This window comes from Desulfoferula mesophila (assembly GCF_037076455.1).
GTDB classification, from domain to species: Bacteria; Desulfobacterota; Desulfarculia; order Desulfarculales; family Desulfarculaceae; genus Desulfoferula; species Desulfoferula mesophila.
This window is the reverse complement of the sequence record NZ_AP028679.1, coordinates 2237346-2250332: the sequence shown is the minus strand read 5'-3', so window position 1 is coordinate 2250332 and position 12987 is coordinate 2237346. Positions and strand designations below refer to the sequence as shown.

15 protein-coding genes are annotated in these 12987 nt (G+C 62.4%); 2 read left to right on the top strand and 13 right to left on the bottom strand.

All coding sequences use genetic code 11. The features are described 5' to 3' along the window. Nucleotides 1-6: 6 nt before the first annotated feature. The 5 genes from pyrR to AACH32_RS10070 form a co-directional block, all read right to left on the bottom strand. The gene (gene pyrR / locus AACH32_RS10090) at nt 7-576 is read right to left on the bottom strand and encodes a bifunctional pyr operon transcriptional regulator/uracil phosphoribosyltransferase PyrR (RefSeq protein ID WP_338598742.1); all 570 of its coding nucleotides are present in this window, start codon (nt 574-576) and stop codon (nt 7-9) included. Nucleotides 577-730: 154 nt separating this feature from the next. Next, nucleotides 731-1051 (bottom strand): DsrE family protein, encoded by a 321-nt coding sequence (locus AACH32_RS10085; protein ID WP_338598740.1) that lies wholly within the window; start codon nt 1049-1051, stop codon nt 731-733. Between the two features lie 105 nt (nt 1052-1156). Continuing rightward, complete coding sequence (locus AACH32_RS10080) at nt 1157-1552, bottom strand: hypothetical protein (RefSeq protein WP_338598738.1); 396 nt, start codon at nt 1550-1552, stop codon at nt 1157-1159. Between the two features lie 3 nt (nt 1553-1555). Further along, complete coding sequence (locus AACH32_RS10075; RefSeq protein ID WP_338598735.1) at nt 1556-2593, bottom strand: P1 family peptidase; 1038 nt, start codon at nt 2591-2593, stop codon at nt 1556-1558. A 132-nt stretch (nt 2594-2725) separates the two neighbouring features. Continuing rightward, complete coding sequence (locus AACH32_RS10070) at nt 2726-4690, bottom strand: phosphoenolpyruvate carboxykinase (GTP) (protein WP_338598731.1); 1965 nt, start codon at nt 4688-4690, stop codon at nt 2726-2728. Between the two features lie 639 nt (nt 4691-5329). On the opposite strand from AACH32_RS10070, the gene AACH32_RS10065 reads away from it, so the two are divergent. Then, a complete protein-coding gene (locus AACH32_RS10065; RefSeq protein ID WP_338598728.1) occupies nt 5330-5632 on the top strand; it encodes a hypothetical protein in 303 nt (100 codons plus the stop codon). Between the two features lie 9 nt (nt 5633-5641). Here AACH32_RS10065 and AACH32_RS10060 read toward each other — a convergent pair whose 3' ends face one another. Genes AACH32_RS10060 through AACH32_RS10040 form a run of 5 tightly spaced genes read right to left on the bottom strand, consistent with a single transcriptional unit; the run spans nt 5642 to nt 8995 of the window. After that, nucleotides 5642-6343, bottom strand: a complete 702-nt coding sequence (locus AACH32_RS10060; protein WP_338598725.1) for a class I SAM-dependent methyltransferase — start codon at nt 6341-6343, stop codon at nt 5642-5644. Continuing rightward, nucleotides 6330-7271: a sugar phosphate isomerase/epimerase family protein gene (locus tag AACH32_RS10055; protein ID WP_338598723.1), complete on the bottom strand. Its 942-nt coding sequence runs from the start codon at nt 7269-7271 to the stop codon at nt 6330-6332. The genes AACH32_RS10060 and AACH32_RS10055 overlap by 14 nt, the downstream gene beginning before the upstream one ends. After that, complete coding sequence (locus AACH32_RS10050; protein ID WP_338598719.1) at nt 7271-7957, bottom strand: HAD family hydrolase; 687 nt, start codon at nt 7955-7957, stop codon at nt 7271-7273. Before AACH32_RS10050 ends, AACH32_RS10055 begins: the two co-directional genes overlap by 1 nt. Then, nucleotides 7950-8636 (bottom strand): hypothetical protein, encoded by a 687-nt coding sequence (locus AACH32_RS10045; RefSeq protein WP_338598717.1) that lies wholly within the window; start codon nt 8634-8636, stop codon nt 7950-7952. The genes AACH32_RS10050 and AACH32_RS10045 overlap by 8 nt, the downstream gene beginning before the upstream one ends. Nucleotides 8637-8653: 17 nt before the next feature. Next, on the bottom strand, nt 8654-8995 hold the full coding sequence (locus AACH32_RS10040; RefSeq protein WP_338598714.1) for a DUF3795 domain-containing protein: 342 nt from the start codon (nt 8993-8995) through the stop codon (nt 8654-8656). 110 nt (nt 8996-9105) lie between these two features. On the opposite strand from AACH32_RS10040, the gene AACH32_RS10035 reads away from it, so the two are divergent. Beyond that, nucleotides 9106-10122 (top strand): radical SAM protein, encoded by a 1017-nt coding sequence (locus AACH32_RS10035; protein ID WP_338598712.1) that lies wholly within the window; start codon nt 9106-9108, stop codon nt 10120-10122. Between the two features lie 160 nt (nt 10123-10282). Here AACH32_RS10035 and AACH32_RS10030 read toward each other — a convergent pair whose 3' ends face one another. The 3 genes from AACH32_RS10030 to AACH32_RS10020 all read right to left on the bottom strand — a co-directional run bounded on the left by AACH32_RS10030 (nt 10283) and on the right by AACH32_RS10020 (nt 12946). After that, nucleotides 10283-10681 (bottom strand): hypothetical protein, encoded by a 399-nt coding sequence (locus tag AACH32_RS10030; RefSeq protein ID WP_338598709.1) that lies wholly within the window; start codon nt 10679-10681, stop codon nt 10283-10285. Next, a complete protein-coding gene (locus AACH32_RS10025) occupies nt 10665-11378 on the bottom strand; it encodes a hypothetical protein (protein ID WP_338606637.1) in 714 nt (237 codons plus the stop codon). The genes AACH32_RS10030 and AACH32_RS10025 overlap by 17 nt, the downstream gene beginning before the upstream one ends. A gap of 131 nt (nt 11379-11509) precedes the next feature. Beyond that, on the bottom strand, nt 11510-12946 hold the full coding sequence (locus AACH32_RS10020; RefSeq protein WP_338606636.1) for a hypothetical protein: 1437 nt from the start codon (nt 12944-12946) through the stop codon (nt 11510-11512). Nucleotides 12947-12987 lie beyond the last annotated feature (41 nt).

Sequence of the window (12987 nt, the reverse complement as noted above, 5' to 3'; positions counted from 1 at the left end):
GCCCGGCTATTCCCGGTACTTGTCCGCCTCCAGGAGCACATGGTCCTGGCCGGCGTCGGGGAAGAGGAACACGTTCACCGATTCGCTGCGCTGGGTGATGAGGCTCAGGCCGGTGTAGTCGGGCTGCAGGGGCAGCTCACGATGGCCGCGATCCACCAGCACCGCCAAATCCACCGAGGCCGGGCGGCCCAGGGAGAATATGGCCTCCAGGGCCGAGCGCACCGTGCGGCCGGTGAAGATCACGTCATCGATCAACACCAGGCGGCGGCCCTCCACCGAAAAATTGATCACCGTGTCGTTTAGCTTGGGCACCTGGCTGAGGCGGGTCCAGTCGTCGCGGTAAAAGGCGATGTCCACCAGGCCCTTGTCCAGGTTGAGGGACGCGCCCGAGGCCTGGGACAAGGCCGCCTCGATGCGCCGCAACAAAAGGTCGCCGCCGGTGTGGATGCCCACCAGCCCCAGGCCGCCGGGGTCGGGGTGGCGGCGCAGCAGGCCCTGGGCGATCTCGTTGATGCCCCGGGCGATGTCCCGGCTGTCGAACACGGGACGCGGCTGATTCAGGCTGGCGGATTGCATGTTGTTTACGCGCGATTCTTCTTGTTGTCGGTTATTGCCGTTGGGACAGTCAACGGGAAAGTTTTTTGATAGCAGGAGCTTGAACGATTGTCAAGCGATAGAAAGGCGTGCACGGTCCTCCGCCACGATGGTGGTTATGTAGTTTTGCCCAGCATCAATAGCTGATAATTTTGTCGGCTGATTTAATTTGTTCGTAGAGAAACTTCATGTTGGAGAGCTTTATGAATTGATCTTCATCCACCCCGTGGATGCCCATGCACTTGCCTCAAGCGGCCAGCACCCCCTCGCTCAGGGCGAAAATCTTGGCTTCCTCCCGGATGGGGAAGGTAGGGCTGTCGCCCTGATAAAGGTCCGCGGCCCCTCCGTTCAAGAAAATGGTGACTTCCTCGTTCTGGTTCAAAAGGAAGTTGCCAAGCCTGACCGCGTTCCATTTGATTTCCGGGTCCTGACTGGAGAGGATCACCAGTATTTGCATAACCAATCCTCACTTAGCATTTTAATAGGGATTAGTCATGATACCTCGCGCGCTCCCGGCTTTCCAGAAAATACCTTTGAAGGTGGTATGTAGGCGCAATACCCCCTACCAAGGTCCCCACATGGCCCAGTCCCCCGGCTCGTTGGACCAGCCGTCCAGGTAGTTGTCGCGTGCCTGGCCGCCCTGGTTATACATGTCCCAGCCCAGCTTCTTGAAGCGCTGGTAATCCTCCCAGTTTCCCACCCACAGGCACTGATCGTATTGCGCGTCGGCCCAAAGGTAATAGTCATTGCCGTCGCGCACCACGTGCAGGATGCGATGCTGGGGCATGGATTTGAGATGCTGCATCCGCTCAGGGGTGTTGGCAGGAATGGCGTCGAACCCGGCGGAGATAAGCAACTTGTCGTTTTCCTGCATCGCCTGCGGGCTGTCGGGGCCGGCGCAGGCCAAAACGCCCAGAGCCAGGCCCATGAGCAGGGAGGCAATTAGAATCTGTTTCATGTCCTATCCATTTCGGGTGAAGGGATTTGCCTGCCGTGGCGACAGGTCGCTAAAGGCGGGCCAGCCGCCCAGGCCCTCGGCGGCCAGAACCGCCCGGATGATGGCCCGGCTCAGGCAGTCGGCCGCGGCCCGTCCTATCTCGGTGACGGCCGTGGCCTCCGGCGGCCCGAAAACCCCGGGCGAGGAGGGCAGGGAGCGCTCGCCCGTGGCCAGGGCGAAAATGGTGTCGCCGTCGAACATGGTATGGGCCGGGCGGATGGCCCGGGCCAAGCCGTCCTGGGCCATTTGGGCCACCTTGGCGCATTGGGCCTTGTTAAGGGTGGCGTCGGTGGCCACCATGCCGATGGTGGTGTTCTTGGCCGGCTCGGCCTGTGGAGGCCAGGGCGGCAGCTCCTTGGCCTGGGTGGCCCGCTCCCCGAATTCGCCCTCCAGCTCCAGGCCCAGCTCCCAAAAGCGGCCGCTGGCCGGGTCCAACAGCGAGCCCAGGGAGTTGACCGCCACCAGGGCTCCCACGGTTACGCCGCTTTCCAGCGCCTCGCTGGCCGAGCCCAGGCCGCCTTTCATGCCCCCGGCCACCGCGCCGGTGCCCGCGCCCACGCAGCCCAGGGCGACGGGGCCCGCGCCCGCGGCTTCGCAGGCGGCGCGGCCCCAGTCCGGCCCCACGGGCGGCACGAACTCCGCACCCCGGCCCAGATCGAACAGCACCGCGCCGGGCACGATGGGGGCCACGTGACCCTGATCGTCCAAGGGGAAGCCGATTCCTTGCCCGCCCAGCCAGCGCACCACGCCATCGGCGCAGGCCAGGCCGTACACCGAGCCTCCGCTGAGGCAGATGGCATGCACCCGCTCCACCAGGTTCACCGGGTCCAAGAGGTCGGTCTCCCGGGTGCCCGGCGCCGCGCCGCGCACGTCCACCCCGGCCACCGCTCCGGCGGGGCAGAGCGTAACCGTGCAGCCGCACAGGGCCTGGCGATCGGTGTAAGAGCCCACCTTGAGGCCGGCTACGTCGGTTATGCAGTTGTGGGGCCCAGGTCGGTTCAAGCGTTGCGCTCCTTGTTATGCCGTCCGATTATTATGCCTCATTTTAGGACACGGCCAAACCATAAGTAACAAAAGGCCCCGGCCGTGATTGGCCGGGGCCTGAGGTTCAATCAGGAGCAGGGCGCTGGTCGCCTAGCCGTTGAACTCCTTGAGCTGCTCGATGCTGATGATCGCGCCGTACTTGGCCTTGAGCTCCTCCACCTGCTTGCGCTGTTCGTCGTAGATCTCGAACAGGCGAGCCGGGATGTTCTCCTCCTTCTTGAAGGCCTGGTACTGCAGATCGACGCGGGCCAGGATCTTGTCCGCGTACAGGGCGAACTGCTTGTCGTAGAGCTCCTTGGGGTATTCCTTGTCCAAGAGCTCGGCGAACATGTTCTTGAGGTCCTCGTACTCGGGCAGCAGGCCCACGGGGGAGGGGATGGAGGCCACCTCGTTGTGGATCAGGCGGTCCAGCCAGCCCAGCCACACCTTGACGTCGCGCTTCTCGCCCAACAGGCCGTTGCCTTCGCCGCCGCGGGCCTCATGGGTGAGGAAATAGTTGAGGCCGGCCATGATGGGCCGGTGCTCTTCGGCGATGTCCTTGCTGTTGAAGAACTCGAACTGGGCCACCATGTTGTCGCCCAAGGCGCCGGGAATGAAGGGCTGGTTGGCCCAAGGCTGGCGCTTGACGCCGGTGGCGCCCACCTCGGTGGCCGTTGCCTTGCTCACGATGGAGGCGCCGATGACCACGCCCTCGTCGGCGTCGCGGGCCACGCGCACCGGAGGCATGGTGTCCGCGTCGCGGCCGTTATAGGTGAAGACCTTGGTGATCACGCCCGAGGGGTCGTGCAGCTTGTCGCCGCAGTTGGCCAGAACCTCGGCCCTGAGGGTGAAGCGGGCGTTGGCGTGGGACAGGGGAACGGCCTTGCCGTTGGCGTCCTTCTTGCCTTCGAACCACTCGCCCTGGAAGTTGAAGCCTTCTTTGGGGGTTTCTTCGCCGCTGCCCACCCAGTAGGGCTTGTCGTCCTTCACCAGGATGTTGGAGAAGATGACCTCGGCCTTTTCGTGGCGCAGCAGGTCCAGAATCATGGGGTCGTCGGTCCAGTTGACGTCCTCGATGATGCCGAAAATGCCGGTCTCGGGGTTGATGGAGCGGATGGTGCCGTCCTCGGCGATCCAGATCTGGGCCAAGTCGTCGCTGATGAACTTCTCGCCCACCATGGCCGTGGTGGTCTTGCCGCAACCCGAGGGGGCCGCGCCCGCGAAGTAGGTCACCCGGCCGCCGGGGCCTTCCAGGCCGGTGATGAACATGTGCTCGGAGAGTTCCCTGCCCTTGCGGTAATAGGTGGCCCGGTCCACGGCGAAACGGTGGTTGCCCTTCTTGAGCAGCAGGGTGTTGCCGGCGTAGGTGCAGAAGGTGCTGTAGGTGGTCTGCCAGGAGCGGTCCATGAACACCCGCGCGTTGGGCAGGTCTTCGGCACGGTTGGGGCCCTGGCAGTGCACGTTGGTGAAGAAGTGGCCCACGCGCTCGGCCTCGGCGTCGAACTGGTCGAAGCAGTTGCGATAGAGGAGCTCGGCCGAGTGGCACACGTACAGGGAGGTGGTGGCCTCGATGGCCGGGATGGCCGCCACCGCGCCCACCGGGCCGCGCGAGTAGAAGCCGATGACCAGGATCATGCCCTTCATCATGCCGACCATGTGCTTCTTGACATAGTCATAGGCTTCGGTGCGCTCTATGCGGTTGGCCAGGGAGCTGACGGTGTCCTCGGGGTTGGCGATGTAAAAGGTGCGGTCCACGATGCGGGCCTGTTCCTCGGCCAGATCGTAGTGCAGGGTGTGGCCGGGAATGGCCAGGGCGCGTTCTTCGCCCTGGGTGAGGCACAGCTCGCGGATGCGCTGTTTGTCCTGATCGTTGCCGGTGTTTACGATGACCTTGTCCGGCTGACCCAGAGCGATGGTGTTGGCGATTTTCAAGCGGGCCAGAGGGTTCTTGATCTTTTCAATCTTGGCGAACTCGGTGTCGTCCATGGCCTCGCGCAGAACGCGGTCCACTTCGGCTTCGCCTTTGACGCCACCGATGTCGGTAAGAATATCAACGCCTTTGTTGAGTTCGAGCATTGGGGACTCCTTCTAATTATCGTCGCACCAGACGGTTAAATAGGGAATAGGCTGAGGCGGACACCCCAATGGGGAGGGATACCTTGGGCAACACGATTATTAATCCAAAGGTCCACCCGCCCACCAGGCCGCCAAGGCGGCGCGGAGAGCTGTGGTGTCCGTGAGCACTGTTACCAACCTGTCGGAAATCGCTACCGCCGTGGTTGCGATATTCCCGACCAACCTTAGTAAAAGGGATTTCATTCTAAGCAGGGGGGTAGTCGGGCGTCAAGATGGTTACCGCTTCAAATTTCAAATAAATTGCGTTTATCTTTACCAGCGGGTTAGGGGGCGTTATCGGCTGCTGCGGTCTGCCTCAGGGGCTCCTGAATGGACGACGCCAACCGCGCAACCCTTGACCTATCTGAAAGTTTACATAATATATCTTATGCGACATTATTTATAACGGGAATCTGGAACCGACTTGGCGCTGAACATCGCATATGAAATATTCCTTGATAATTATGTTGTTATATGTTTATTCGAATTCTTGTTATAAATATTATCTTATATCTTATTGTTTACAATACCTTTTTTATAGATACTTGCTCGGAGCTAATTAATAAGGCTAAAATCAACGAAAACCAAGGAGACACCGCCATGAGAGCCGCGTTAATCTGTTTCATCCTGCTGGCCCTTTTGGCCTGCGCCGCACCAGCCATGGCCGCCCCCCCGCAAGCAGTTCCTCAAGGCGGGGCCGTCAGCCTGTATAGCCCGCCGCCCCGCTACCAGATATTCGAGGCGCCCAAGCCCTATGGCGGAATGCTCATGGTGGACACCCAAAGCGGCAAATCCTGGCAGCGGATCATAGTCAACACGCCGCAAGGCATCCGCATACGCTGGGTGGAACTGCCTCGGGTGGACAAGTTCCCCACGGGCAACGAAAGCATCATGTGGAACTAGTCAAGCGGCTCAGGCCAAGCCGCTGATCACCGCGAAGCGCCAGGCCTTGAAGCTGCAATCCACCTCCGAGAACCCTGCTTGCGTCAACCATTGTAGTTGGCTCTCTACCGGCGCGCACTGGTCATAGGACATGCGTTGGCGCGCCTTTGCGACCTCCTCCTCCGATACGCCGAGCTGGCGAATCTGCTCCAACCAGATCCGTTCGTAGCGCTGGTCCGCCTCAAGCGTCGGCCCGGCGACCTGCTCGGCGTTCACGAACAACCCGCCCTGCTTCAACACACGGCGAATGCGACGATATAGCTCGCGTTTCCCGTCGTCGGATAAGTGGTGGATGGCAAGCGCCGAGATGACCAGGTCCCACGGCCCCCTCAGATCGGCCTGGCCCATGTCGGCAATCCGGTACTCCACCAGGTCGTCCTTTGGAAAGCGGCAACGGGCCCGCTCTAGCATGGCGGCAGAACCATCCAGCAGGCACAGCCGCTTGACCTGCCCCTGCCCCAGCACCATGGCCGAAAAAAGACCGGTTCCCGCGCCGATATCCAGAACCTCGATATCCGAGGTGCCCCGCCATTCCTGAATGAGCCTGAGAGCGGTGCCATAGAACTCGTCGAAACAAGGCACCAAAAGGCGGCGCAACTCATCGTATTCCCTTGCGTCGCGACTGAACAGCACCGACGCCCGCACCTCGGCTTCCCCGCTAGCAGCCACCATCTGAGCGCCCTTCCCACATCTCCCGCAATACCCTGGCGGCTCGCGTGGATCCGCTAAGGCCCGGCGGCGGGCCGTCGTATTCCACGCTGAACATTCCCGCATAACCGGACCTCTGGAGGTGCCCCAGGCGCGCCCGGTAATCCAGGCGAGCGGCCTCGGCCTCAGCCTCCCTGGCGTGTGCCTTGTAATGCACGTGCACCGCCTGGGGTGCCAATGCGGCCACCCCGGACAAGGCGTTCTGGTCGCCGTAAAAGTTGTCCAGGTCCAGGCAAACGCCCACGCCGTATTCCCGCAACTGGTGGATTGTATACAAAAGCTGATCCTGGCGGCCGCTTAGGCCCCAGTGGTTTTCCACCCCCAGGGCAAGGCCCAGGTCGGCCGCTTTTCGCGCCAGGGGCAACAATGCCCGCACCGCGCGGTCCAGTTCGGCTCGAGGCGAGGGCGGCGGAGTGGTCCCGTGTCCCCGGTCGCGGGCCAGGCCCGCCCTGGCCAGGACCAGGTAAGCCAAGCGCCCGGCCCAGCCCAGGGGATCGCCTCCCTGATACTTGTGGCTGCGCCAGGAGCTGACCATCTCTAATAGATGCCCCAGGTTGACTCCGGATCGGGCCAGATCCACCCGCACCGCGCCCACCCCCAGGGACGGGCAGGCCTCCAAGAGTGCCAGGCAGCGCTGGGTGGCCCTGTGCAGACGGCCGGGGTCGGCGTCATAGGGGATGCTCAGGCTCAGGGCGTTGTCCGTGGCGCCCGCCTCGCGGCTCATGTACCCCAAACGGCGCAGGGCCCGGGGCTCCAGCGAAGGCAGCAAACGGTCCAGCCACTCCACTCCCTGAAAACCGTGGCGGACCGCCAGGCTTGGCAGTTGCCAGGGAGTCACCTTGCGGCTGAGCGTTTCGGGTAAAAGGGACACCTGGGCCAGCAGGAGGCGCATCACTCCCCTGCCCCGCCCATCCCCAGATAATGGGTCAGCTCGTCCAGGCCGCTGAAAACGGCATGGGCCTGGCTCAGGTGCTCGCGGCCCAGGGTCGTGGCCACCGCGTAGCACACCGCTCCGGCGGCCCGCGCGGCGGCGATGCCCGCCGGGGCGTTTTCCACCACCAGGCAACCATCCGCCGCCACTCCCAGGGCTTGGGAGGCCTTTAGGTAAGGCTCGGGGTGGGGCTTGTGACGGGTCACGTCGTCCGAGGTGACAATGTGGGCAAAGCTGCGCAGCAACCCCTCGGGCAGGCAGCTATCCACCTGGTCGCGCCGCGAACTGGTGACCAGGGCGGTGGGCACCCCCCGGGAGGCCAGGGCTCGCAGCAGGCCGGCCGCGCCGCGGAAGGGAGCCACCTGGCGAGCGAACTCCTCCAGGTAAAGACGGCGTTGGCCGTCCAGCAGGCGCAGCATGAATTCCGCGGCCCCCTGCCCCGGCGGCAGGATTACGCCCTGCTCCTGGAGCAGCTTTTCCAGTACCTCGGTCTGCAGGCAGCCCTCGTGCAGCAACACGAACTCCCGCTCCACGTGCAGGCCCGCCTCGCCCATAACCCGCAGCCAGGCGGCGGCGTGCTGCTCCATGGAGTCCAGCACCACCCCGTCCATGTCGAACAGCACCGCCTGGTAGGCGAAATCAGGCATGGTGAGGCTTTTCCGGCAACTCAAGGCCGCTGACTACCCCGTGGCAGCGGCAGGCGGTGGCCACTAGCCATTTTCCACCCTGGGCCTGCACCAGTTGCTTGAGCTCCAGCATCTCAGAAGCAAGGCAGCCGCCCACTCCAGGGGCCAATTGGTGGCTGCGCAACACCGCCACTCGCCAACCGGGCGGGCTCATCTCGGCCAAGCGCTGGAACAGGGGCGCGCCGCGGGGCTTACCGGTGACCGTGCACAGCTTGGGCGGCTCGGGACAGTCGTCCGGGCAGCGGAAATCGGCCAGGCTGAGGAAGCATTGGCCTTCCTCGCCCCGCATGGCCATGGCCACCTGGGGCAGCGGCTCCTGGGGCACCTCCAAGGCGCGGGCCCCTTGGGGGGCCAGTTCGCTAAGTAGCCAGTCGTGCAGCAGATGGCGCGGCAAGGCGGGCACCACCCAGATGGGGGGGCGCTCCCCGGCCAGGGCGGGGGGCAGGATATCGACTCCCTGGGCTTGCACCACCTCCGCGCCCTGAGCGTGGGCCAGGGCGAGCAGGCCCTCATCCGGGGCGGGCTCCACCACCTTGGTCACCCGGCCGGGCAGGCGCTCCAGGGCCAGGCTACCGAAGCGCCCTCCCCCGATGACCAAGATGTCGCGTGAGGCGTCTTTTGATTTCTGCGCGGCAATCATGGCCCAAGTATGGTCCCTCAGCTCCGGGAGCGCAAATTATCCAGGTTTTGCCGGGCGGCGGGCACGGCCTGGTGCACGAAATCCAGACGGGAGCAGGGATAGTCCACACAGGGGGCACAGGTAGCATGGCCCCGCTCACGGGCGCAGGCGCGGATGTCGCAGGCGTGGCAGTGGCCGAACAGGGGTTCCTGAAGCGACTGGCAACCTTGGCAGTTGATCTGCTCCGGGGTGATTTGGGCCTTGTACATGCGCGACCATTCCTGGGCCGTATTTTGCCGCAGGGCCTGGTCGTCGTTCAGCCAGGCCAGATGGGCCGGGCATTGGGCGCAGTCCAGACCGCAGCAGGATATAGAGTTCATAAATTCTCCTAATATGATGGGGTGATCCATCTAGTTTGACGGCGGCAAACACTTGTGGGAGATTGGAATATAGAGGTGTCATCGACTGAAACCATTGAAGAAGGAGCATCTTGCCAAGCGACCACATCGTGCCTAAAAACCACATGGATCTGATCGCTTGCGACCATTGCAACCTTACCTGCCGCGCCTGCAACCACGCCTCGCCGGTCGTAGCGAAATGGTTCGCGGATCCTGATACGGTTTGCAAGGAGTTGTCCGTCCTTGCCAAGTATTACCGGCCCGCCTACGTGAAGGTGCTTGGCGGCGAACCATTGCTGCATCCCGCCTTGGTGGAAGTGGTCAAGGCCGCCCGCGCCTCAGGCATCAGCCCCCATTTCAAACTCGTCACCAACGGCACCTTGCTCCACAAAATTGACGACGCCGTCCTGCGGGCGATCGACAGCCTGGAGATCTCCAGCTATCCCGAGGTCTCCCCGGACGAGGAAATATTTGCACTGGTCCGGGAAAAGGCTTCGGAGTTCGGCGTCGATTTGAGCATCATGCAGTTTGATGTTTTCCGCCATTCTTTTTCTTCCATAGGTACCCAAGACCGGGAACTGGTCCAACTAATATACAAGACCTGCAAGCTGGCCAACCTCTGGATGTGTACCGTCTATCGCGAAGGCTGGCTGTACAAATGCCCCTGCGGCACCTATATCCCGCAGCTGGTGGATGAAAACGTCGAGGTCGCCACTGACCGACTGCGTTTGCTTGACAGTCCGGATTTTCGGGAGCGCCTGCTCACCCTGCTATATTCCGATGTTCCCACCGATGCTTGCAAGTACTGCCTGGGCACGGTGGGCCAGTTGGCCCAACATGCCCTGATTTCAAAGGAGCAGTGGCGACAAGACATACGCCAGCCTACGGAAAGCCTTTTGGACTATGACTGGCTGGAGCGTTCGCTCGCCGAGCAAGACGAGTGTGACGATTGCAAAATAGAGACTGAACTGGAAGTGGGGGCGGCCCCCGGCAGGTCCTGGTGGAGACGGGTGGGCGAGGTTATGGGCTTGATCTCACCCAAGGGCCCACCGCAAAGCGTGCTCCGGACCAGGCCAGGCGGAGCCCCACCCAGACATGGCAGGCACTGAGCCGGGCGTTAGCCATTCAGGGGCCGCATCGATTCCCAGGCCCGAAACTGTGCGACTGCTTTCTTACCCAGACAAAGGAATGAAACTGCTCCAGGCCGTGGTCTTTGTCTAGCGCCCGGCCACCTCACTCCGCACCCTATTCGCGTCCGGCCTATGGCCCCTAACCTTTCGTCGCTCCCTGAACGACCCCGGCGTCTGCTTGATCCGCGGCCTGGCGATAGGCCCGGCTGGTGGCCGGCCAGAACACGGCCCCGCCGGCTATGACGAAGGCCGCGCCTTGCAACAAGGCCAAGGATGGAAATTGCCCTTGGCTTGCCTGAAAAACCAGGGCGCCGGCCATTAGCGCGTCGTAGGCCACGCAGAGCCAGCGGCCCCAGCCGCGCAGGCTGAAGGCCGCCAGGGAACACAACCCGGCCATGCCCAACTGCACCAGGGATATGGTGCCGCTGAGCATTATCTCGCTCACCAGATAGAACGCCCACGCCAAGGGGGTCAGGGCCAGACAGATGAGCACTTCCTTGGGCAGCTCGTTCAAGGGATATCTACTTGCTTGGCGCATAACGCTCCTTCACAAACTTGGCCAAGGCCATGGCCGTGTCGCCTTCCAAGGCCTCGGGCGACTTCGCCACCCGACGAATGGCCTCTCCGAGATCCATGATCCGGATGCCGTCGAATTCGCGGCAATCACCTATCTGCTCCCGCTCGGCCACCAGTATGGGTTGGGGCAGATGCTCCACCTTGAACCATTTCCTGAGCAGGATGCTGATCAGGTGGCAGGACCGCCAGGTCTTGGTGGTCAAGACCTCCAGGGGCTCGTCACCGGCGAAGAGAAATCCATCTCGGGGATTGAGGCGTCCGGGATGGCGCACCTTGGCCAGCACGAACACGCCGCCTTTGCCGATGAGCAGGTGCTCCACATTGAAAAGCTCCAGGACGATGTCGTTGAACACGAACCAGCCGCCTTCCAGGTGGCTCAACCCATCTATTACGGAGCGGTCTTGCCGGATGTTCCGGTCGAAAAGCTGGGGTTTGAAAACCCGCTGCAGGGAGCGGGGGTAGAGTTTGACGTAGGAAAGTATCATTATCCCGGCCAGGCCCGCACCCACCACGGCCGAGGAAAGAATGCCCCACAGACGGCCGTTGACCGCGTCGTAGATCGATATGGCCGCCACCAGGGGGCCGGCCATGAGCACGGCGAGAGAAATGAGGTCCTTGCGCAGGGGCTTGGTCTCGGGGTAGCCAAAGATATATGCCATGAGCGTCCTTCCTGGCTTGGTGGTTGCCGCCGCCCTCATGAGAGAGTTTGAGGACGGCGGCAACTGTCGTGCGGGACAAGGGCTGTCCATTCGGGCCGGTCCGGAGACCTACGGTCACCAGCCAGCAAAGACTATTGCGCTTCCTTCTGCGCTTCTTCGATTTCCCTGGCGATTTTCTCGGGCGAGTTGCAGGGGAACACCGGCTCCTCGCGCATATAGACGTTCTCCTTCTTGCTGCCCAGATACACCAGCAGGGTTAGCGCGATGGCCGCGCCCAAGCCCCAGGCCGCGCCACGGGTGGCCACGATGGCTCCGGCCACCCCGGCTATGCCCAGGTCGTTGAAGGAGCGGGATTTCAAGATGCCCACCCTCACGCTGACGTAGCTCTGGATCAGCATGGTGGAGGCCAAGCCCACCCCGAGTATCGGCCGCACCGACTCCACGATGGGGGCTATGAAATAGCCCGTCCAGGTGCCGAATCTGAAGGAGCCGGCGCCGCCGTTAACCGATTCCATGGCCGCGGGGCCGTGCTTATAGCGCTCGCAAACCACCACCTGCATGGCCGCCCACAGGGGGCCGCACATGGAGATATCGGGGCCCAGGATGCTCATGATGATGTTGCGGCCGCCGAAGATGATGTGCGAACGGTTGGGGTTGTAGTCCACGTCCTCGTCGGGACGATACTTCTGGGCGTCCTCCAACAGGGCCTGGGACTGGATCACATCGCCGAACACCACGATGTAGGCGCTGATGACCATGGGCAAGCCGGAGATGAACATATGGGCCGGCGGAAAAGGTATGGCCCCCATGACCGTGAAGTTCTTGAACAGGTCCACAAAGTCCGGGCTGGTGAAAAAAGCACCGTCATAGGTGGGCCAGGCCAACTCGCCGGTTAGAGGGCCCACGAAGATGGCCAGGAACAAGGCGGGCATCATGCCCAGGTTGGCCAGATAGCGCAGGGCCTTGTTCTTGCGCCGGATGCGCTTGAAATGCTCGGAGAACAACAGGTAAAAGGCAAGGCCCACGCAGATGATGACGGTCCAGGGGAAGCTGTCGAAGCTCTTCAGTCCCTCTCCAGGTTTGAACACCAGCATGGCCGCCGCGATGCCCGCGCCCAGTAGAATGGCCGACTGCACCGCGTTGGGCACCAGGTTGATAATCCTCTTGGCCAGCCCCGAGAAGCCTATCAACATGGTGAACACGCCGAAGGTCAGCTCAAAGGCGATGAGCGCCTGCATGCGCTCTACGCCTGGGGCAAAGGCCTCCACATATGCGATGAGCAGGGGTATGGCCGGGGTAACCCAGCCCGGCACCACCGGATCGCCGAACATGACGTGGGTCAGGTAAAGGGTGCCGTTTAAAATGACGATGGCCAGGGCAACTTCAAAGGACATGCCAAGTTTGGCAGTAAGCACGGGAATGATGGCCAAGCAAACCGTGCACATCAAAAGCCCTTGCAGGTAATCCGGGAACTCGAATCTGTAGTGAACGAAGGGCAACCGCAGGTATAACTGACCGATCTTGATTCCCGGCTGAATTTTGCCGTATTCCCGTTCCCGACGGATCATCCCCTATCCTCCCTGTGTTGGTTGTGCCTGCCGATAACAAT

Bases quoted from the DNA above. Each gene is read 5' to 3' on its own strand.
- AACH32_RS10030 (WP_338598709.1), bottom strand. From the start codon at position 10,681: ATGCGCCAAGCAAGTAGATATCCCTTGAACGAGCTGCCCAAGGAAGTG.
- AACH32_RS10060 (WP_338598725.1), bottom strand. From the start codon at position 6,343: ATGGTGGCTGCTAGCGGGGAAGCCGAGGTGCGGGCGTCGGTGCTGTTC.
- AACH32_RS10050 (WP_338598719.1), bottom strand. From the start codon at position 7,957: ATGCCTGATTTCGCCTACCAGGCGGTGCTGTTCGACATGGACGGGGTG.
- AACH32_RS10055 (WP_338598723.1), bottom strand. From the start codon at position 7,271: ATGCGCCTCCTGCTGGCCCAGGTGTCCCTTTTACCCGAAACGCTCAGC.
- AACH32_RS10045 (WP_338598717.1), bottom strand. From the start codon at position 8,636: ATGATTGCCGCGCAGAAATCAAAAGACGCCTCACGCGACATCTTGGTC.
- pyrR (WP_338598742.1), bottom strand. From the start codon at position 576: ATGCAATCCGCCAGCCTGAATCAGCCGCGTCCCGTGTTCGACAGCCGG.
- AACH32_RS10070 (WP_338598731.1), bottom strand. From the start codon at position 4,690: ATGCTCGAACTCAACAAAGGCGTTGATATTCTTACCGACATCGGTGGC.
- AACH32_RS10025 (WP_338606637.1), bottom strand. From the start codon at position 11,378: ATGGCATATATCTTTGGCTACCCCGAGACCAAGCCCCTGCGCAAGGAC.
- AACH32_RS10065 (WP_338598728.1), top strand. From the start codon at position 5,330: ATGAGAGCCGCGTTAATCTGTTTCATCCTGCTGGCCCTTTTGGCCTGC.
- AACH32_RS10080 (WP_338598738.1), bottom strand. From the start codon at position 1,552: ATGAAACAGATTCTAATTGCCTCCCTGCTCATGGGCCTGGCTCTGGGC.
- AACH32_RS10020 (WP_338606636.1), bottom strand. From the start codon at position 12,946: ATGATCCGTCGGGAACGGGAATACGGCAAAATTCAGCCGGGAATCAAG.
- AACH32_RS10040 (WP_338598714.1), bottom strand. From the start codon at position 8,995: ATGAACTCTATATCCTGCTGCGGTCTGGACTGCGCCCAATGCCCGGCC.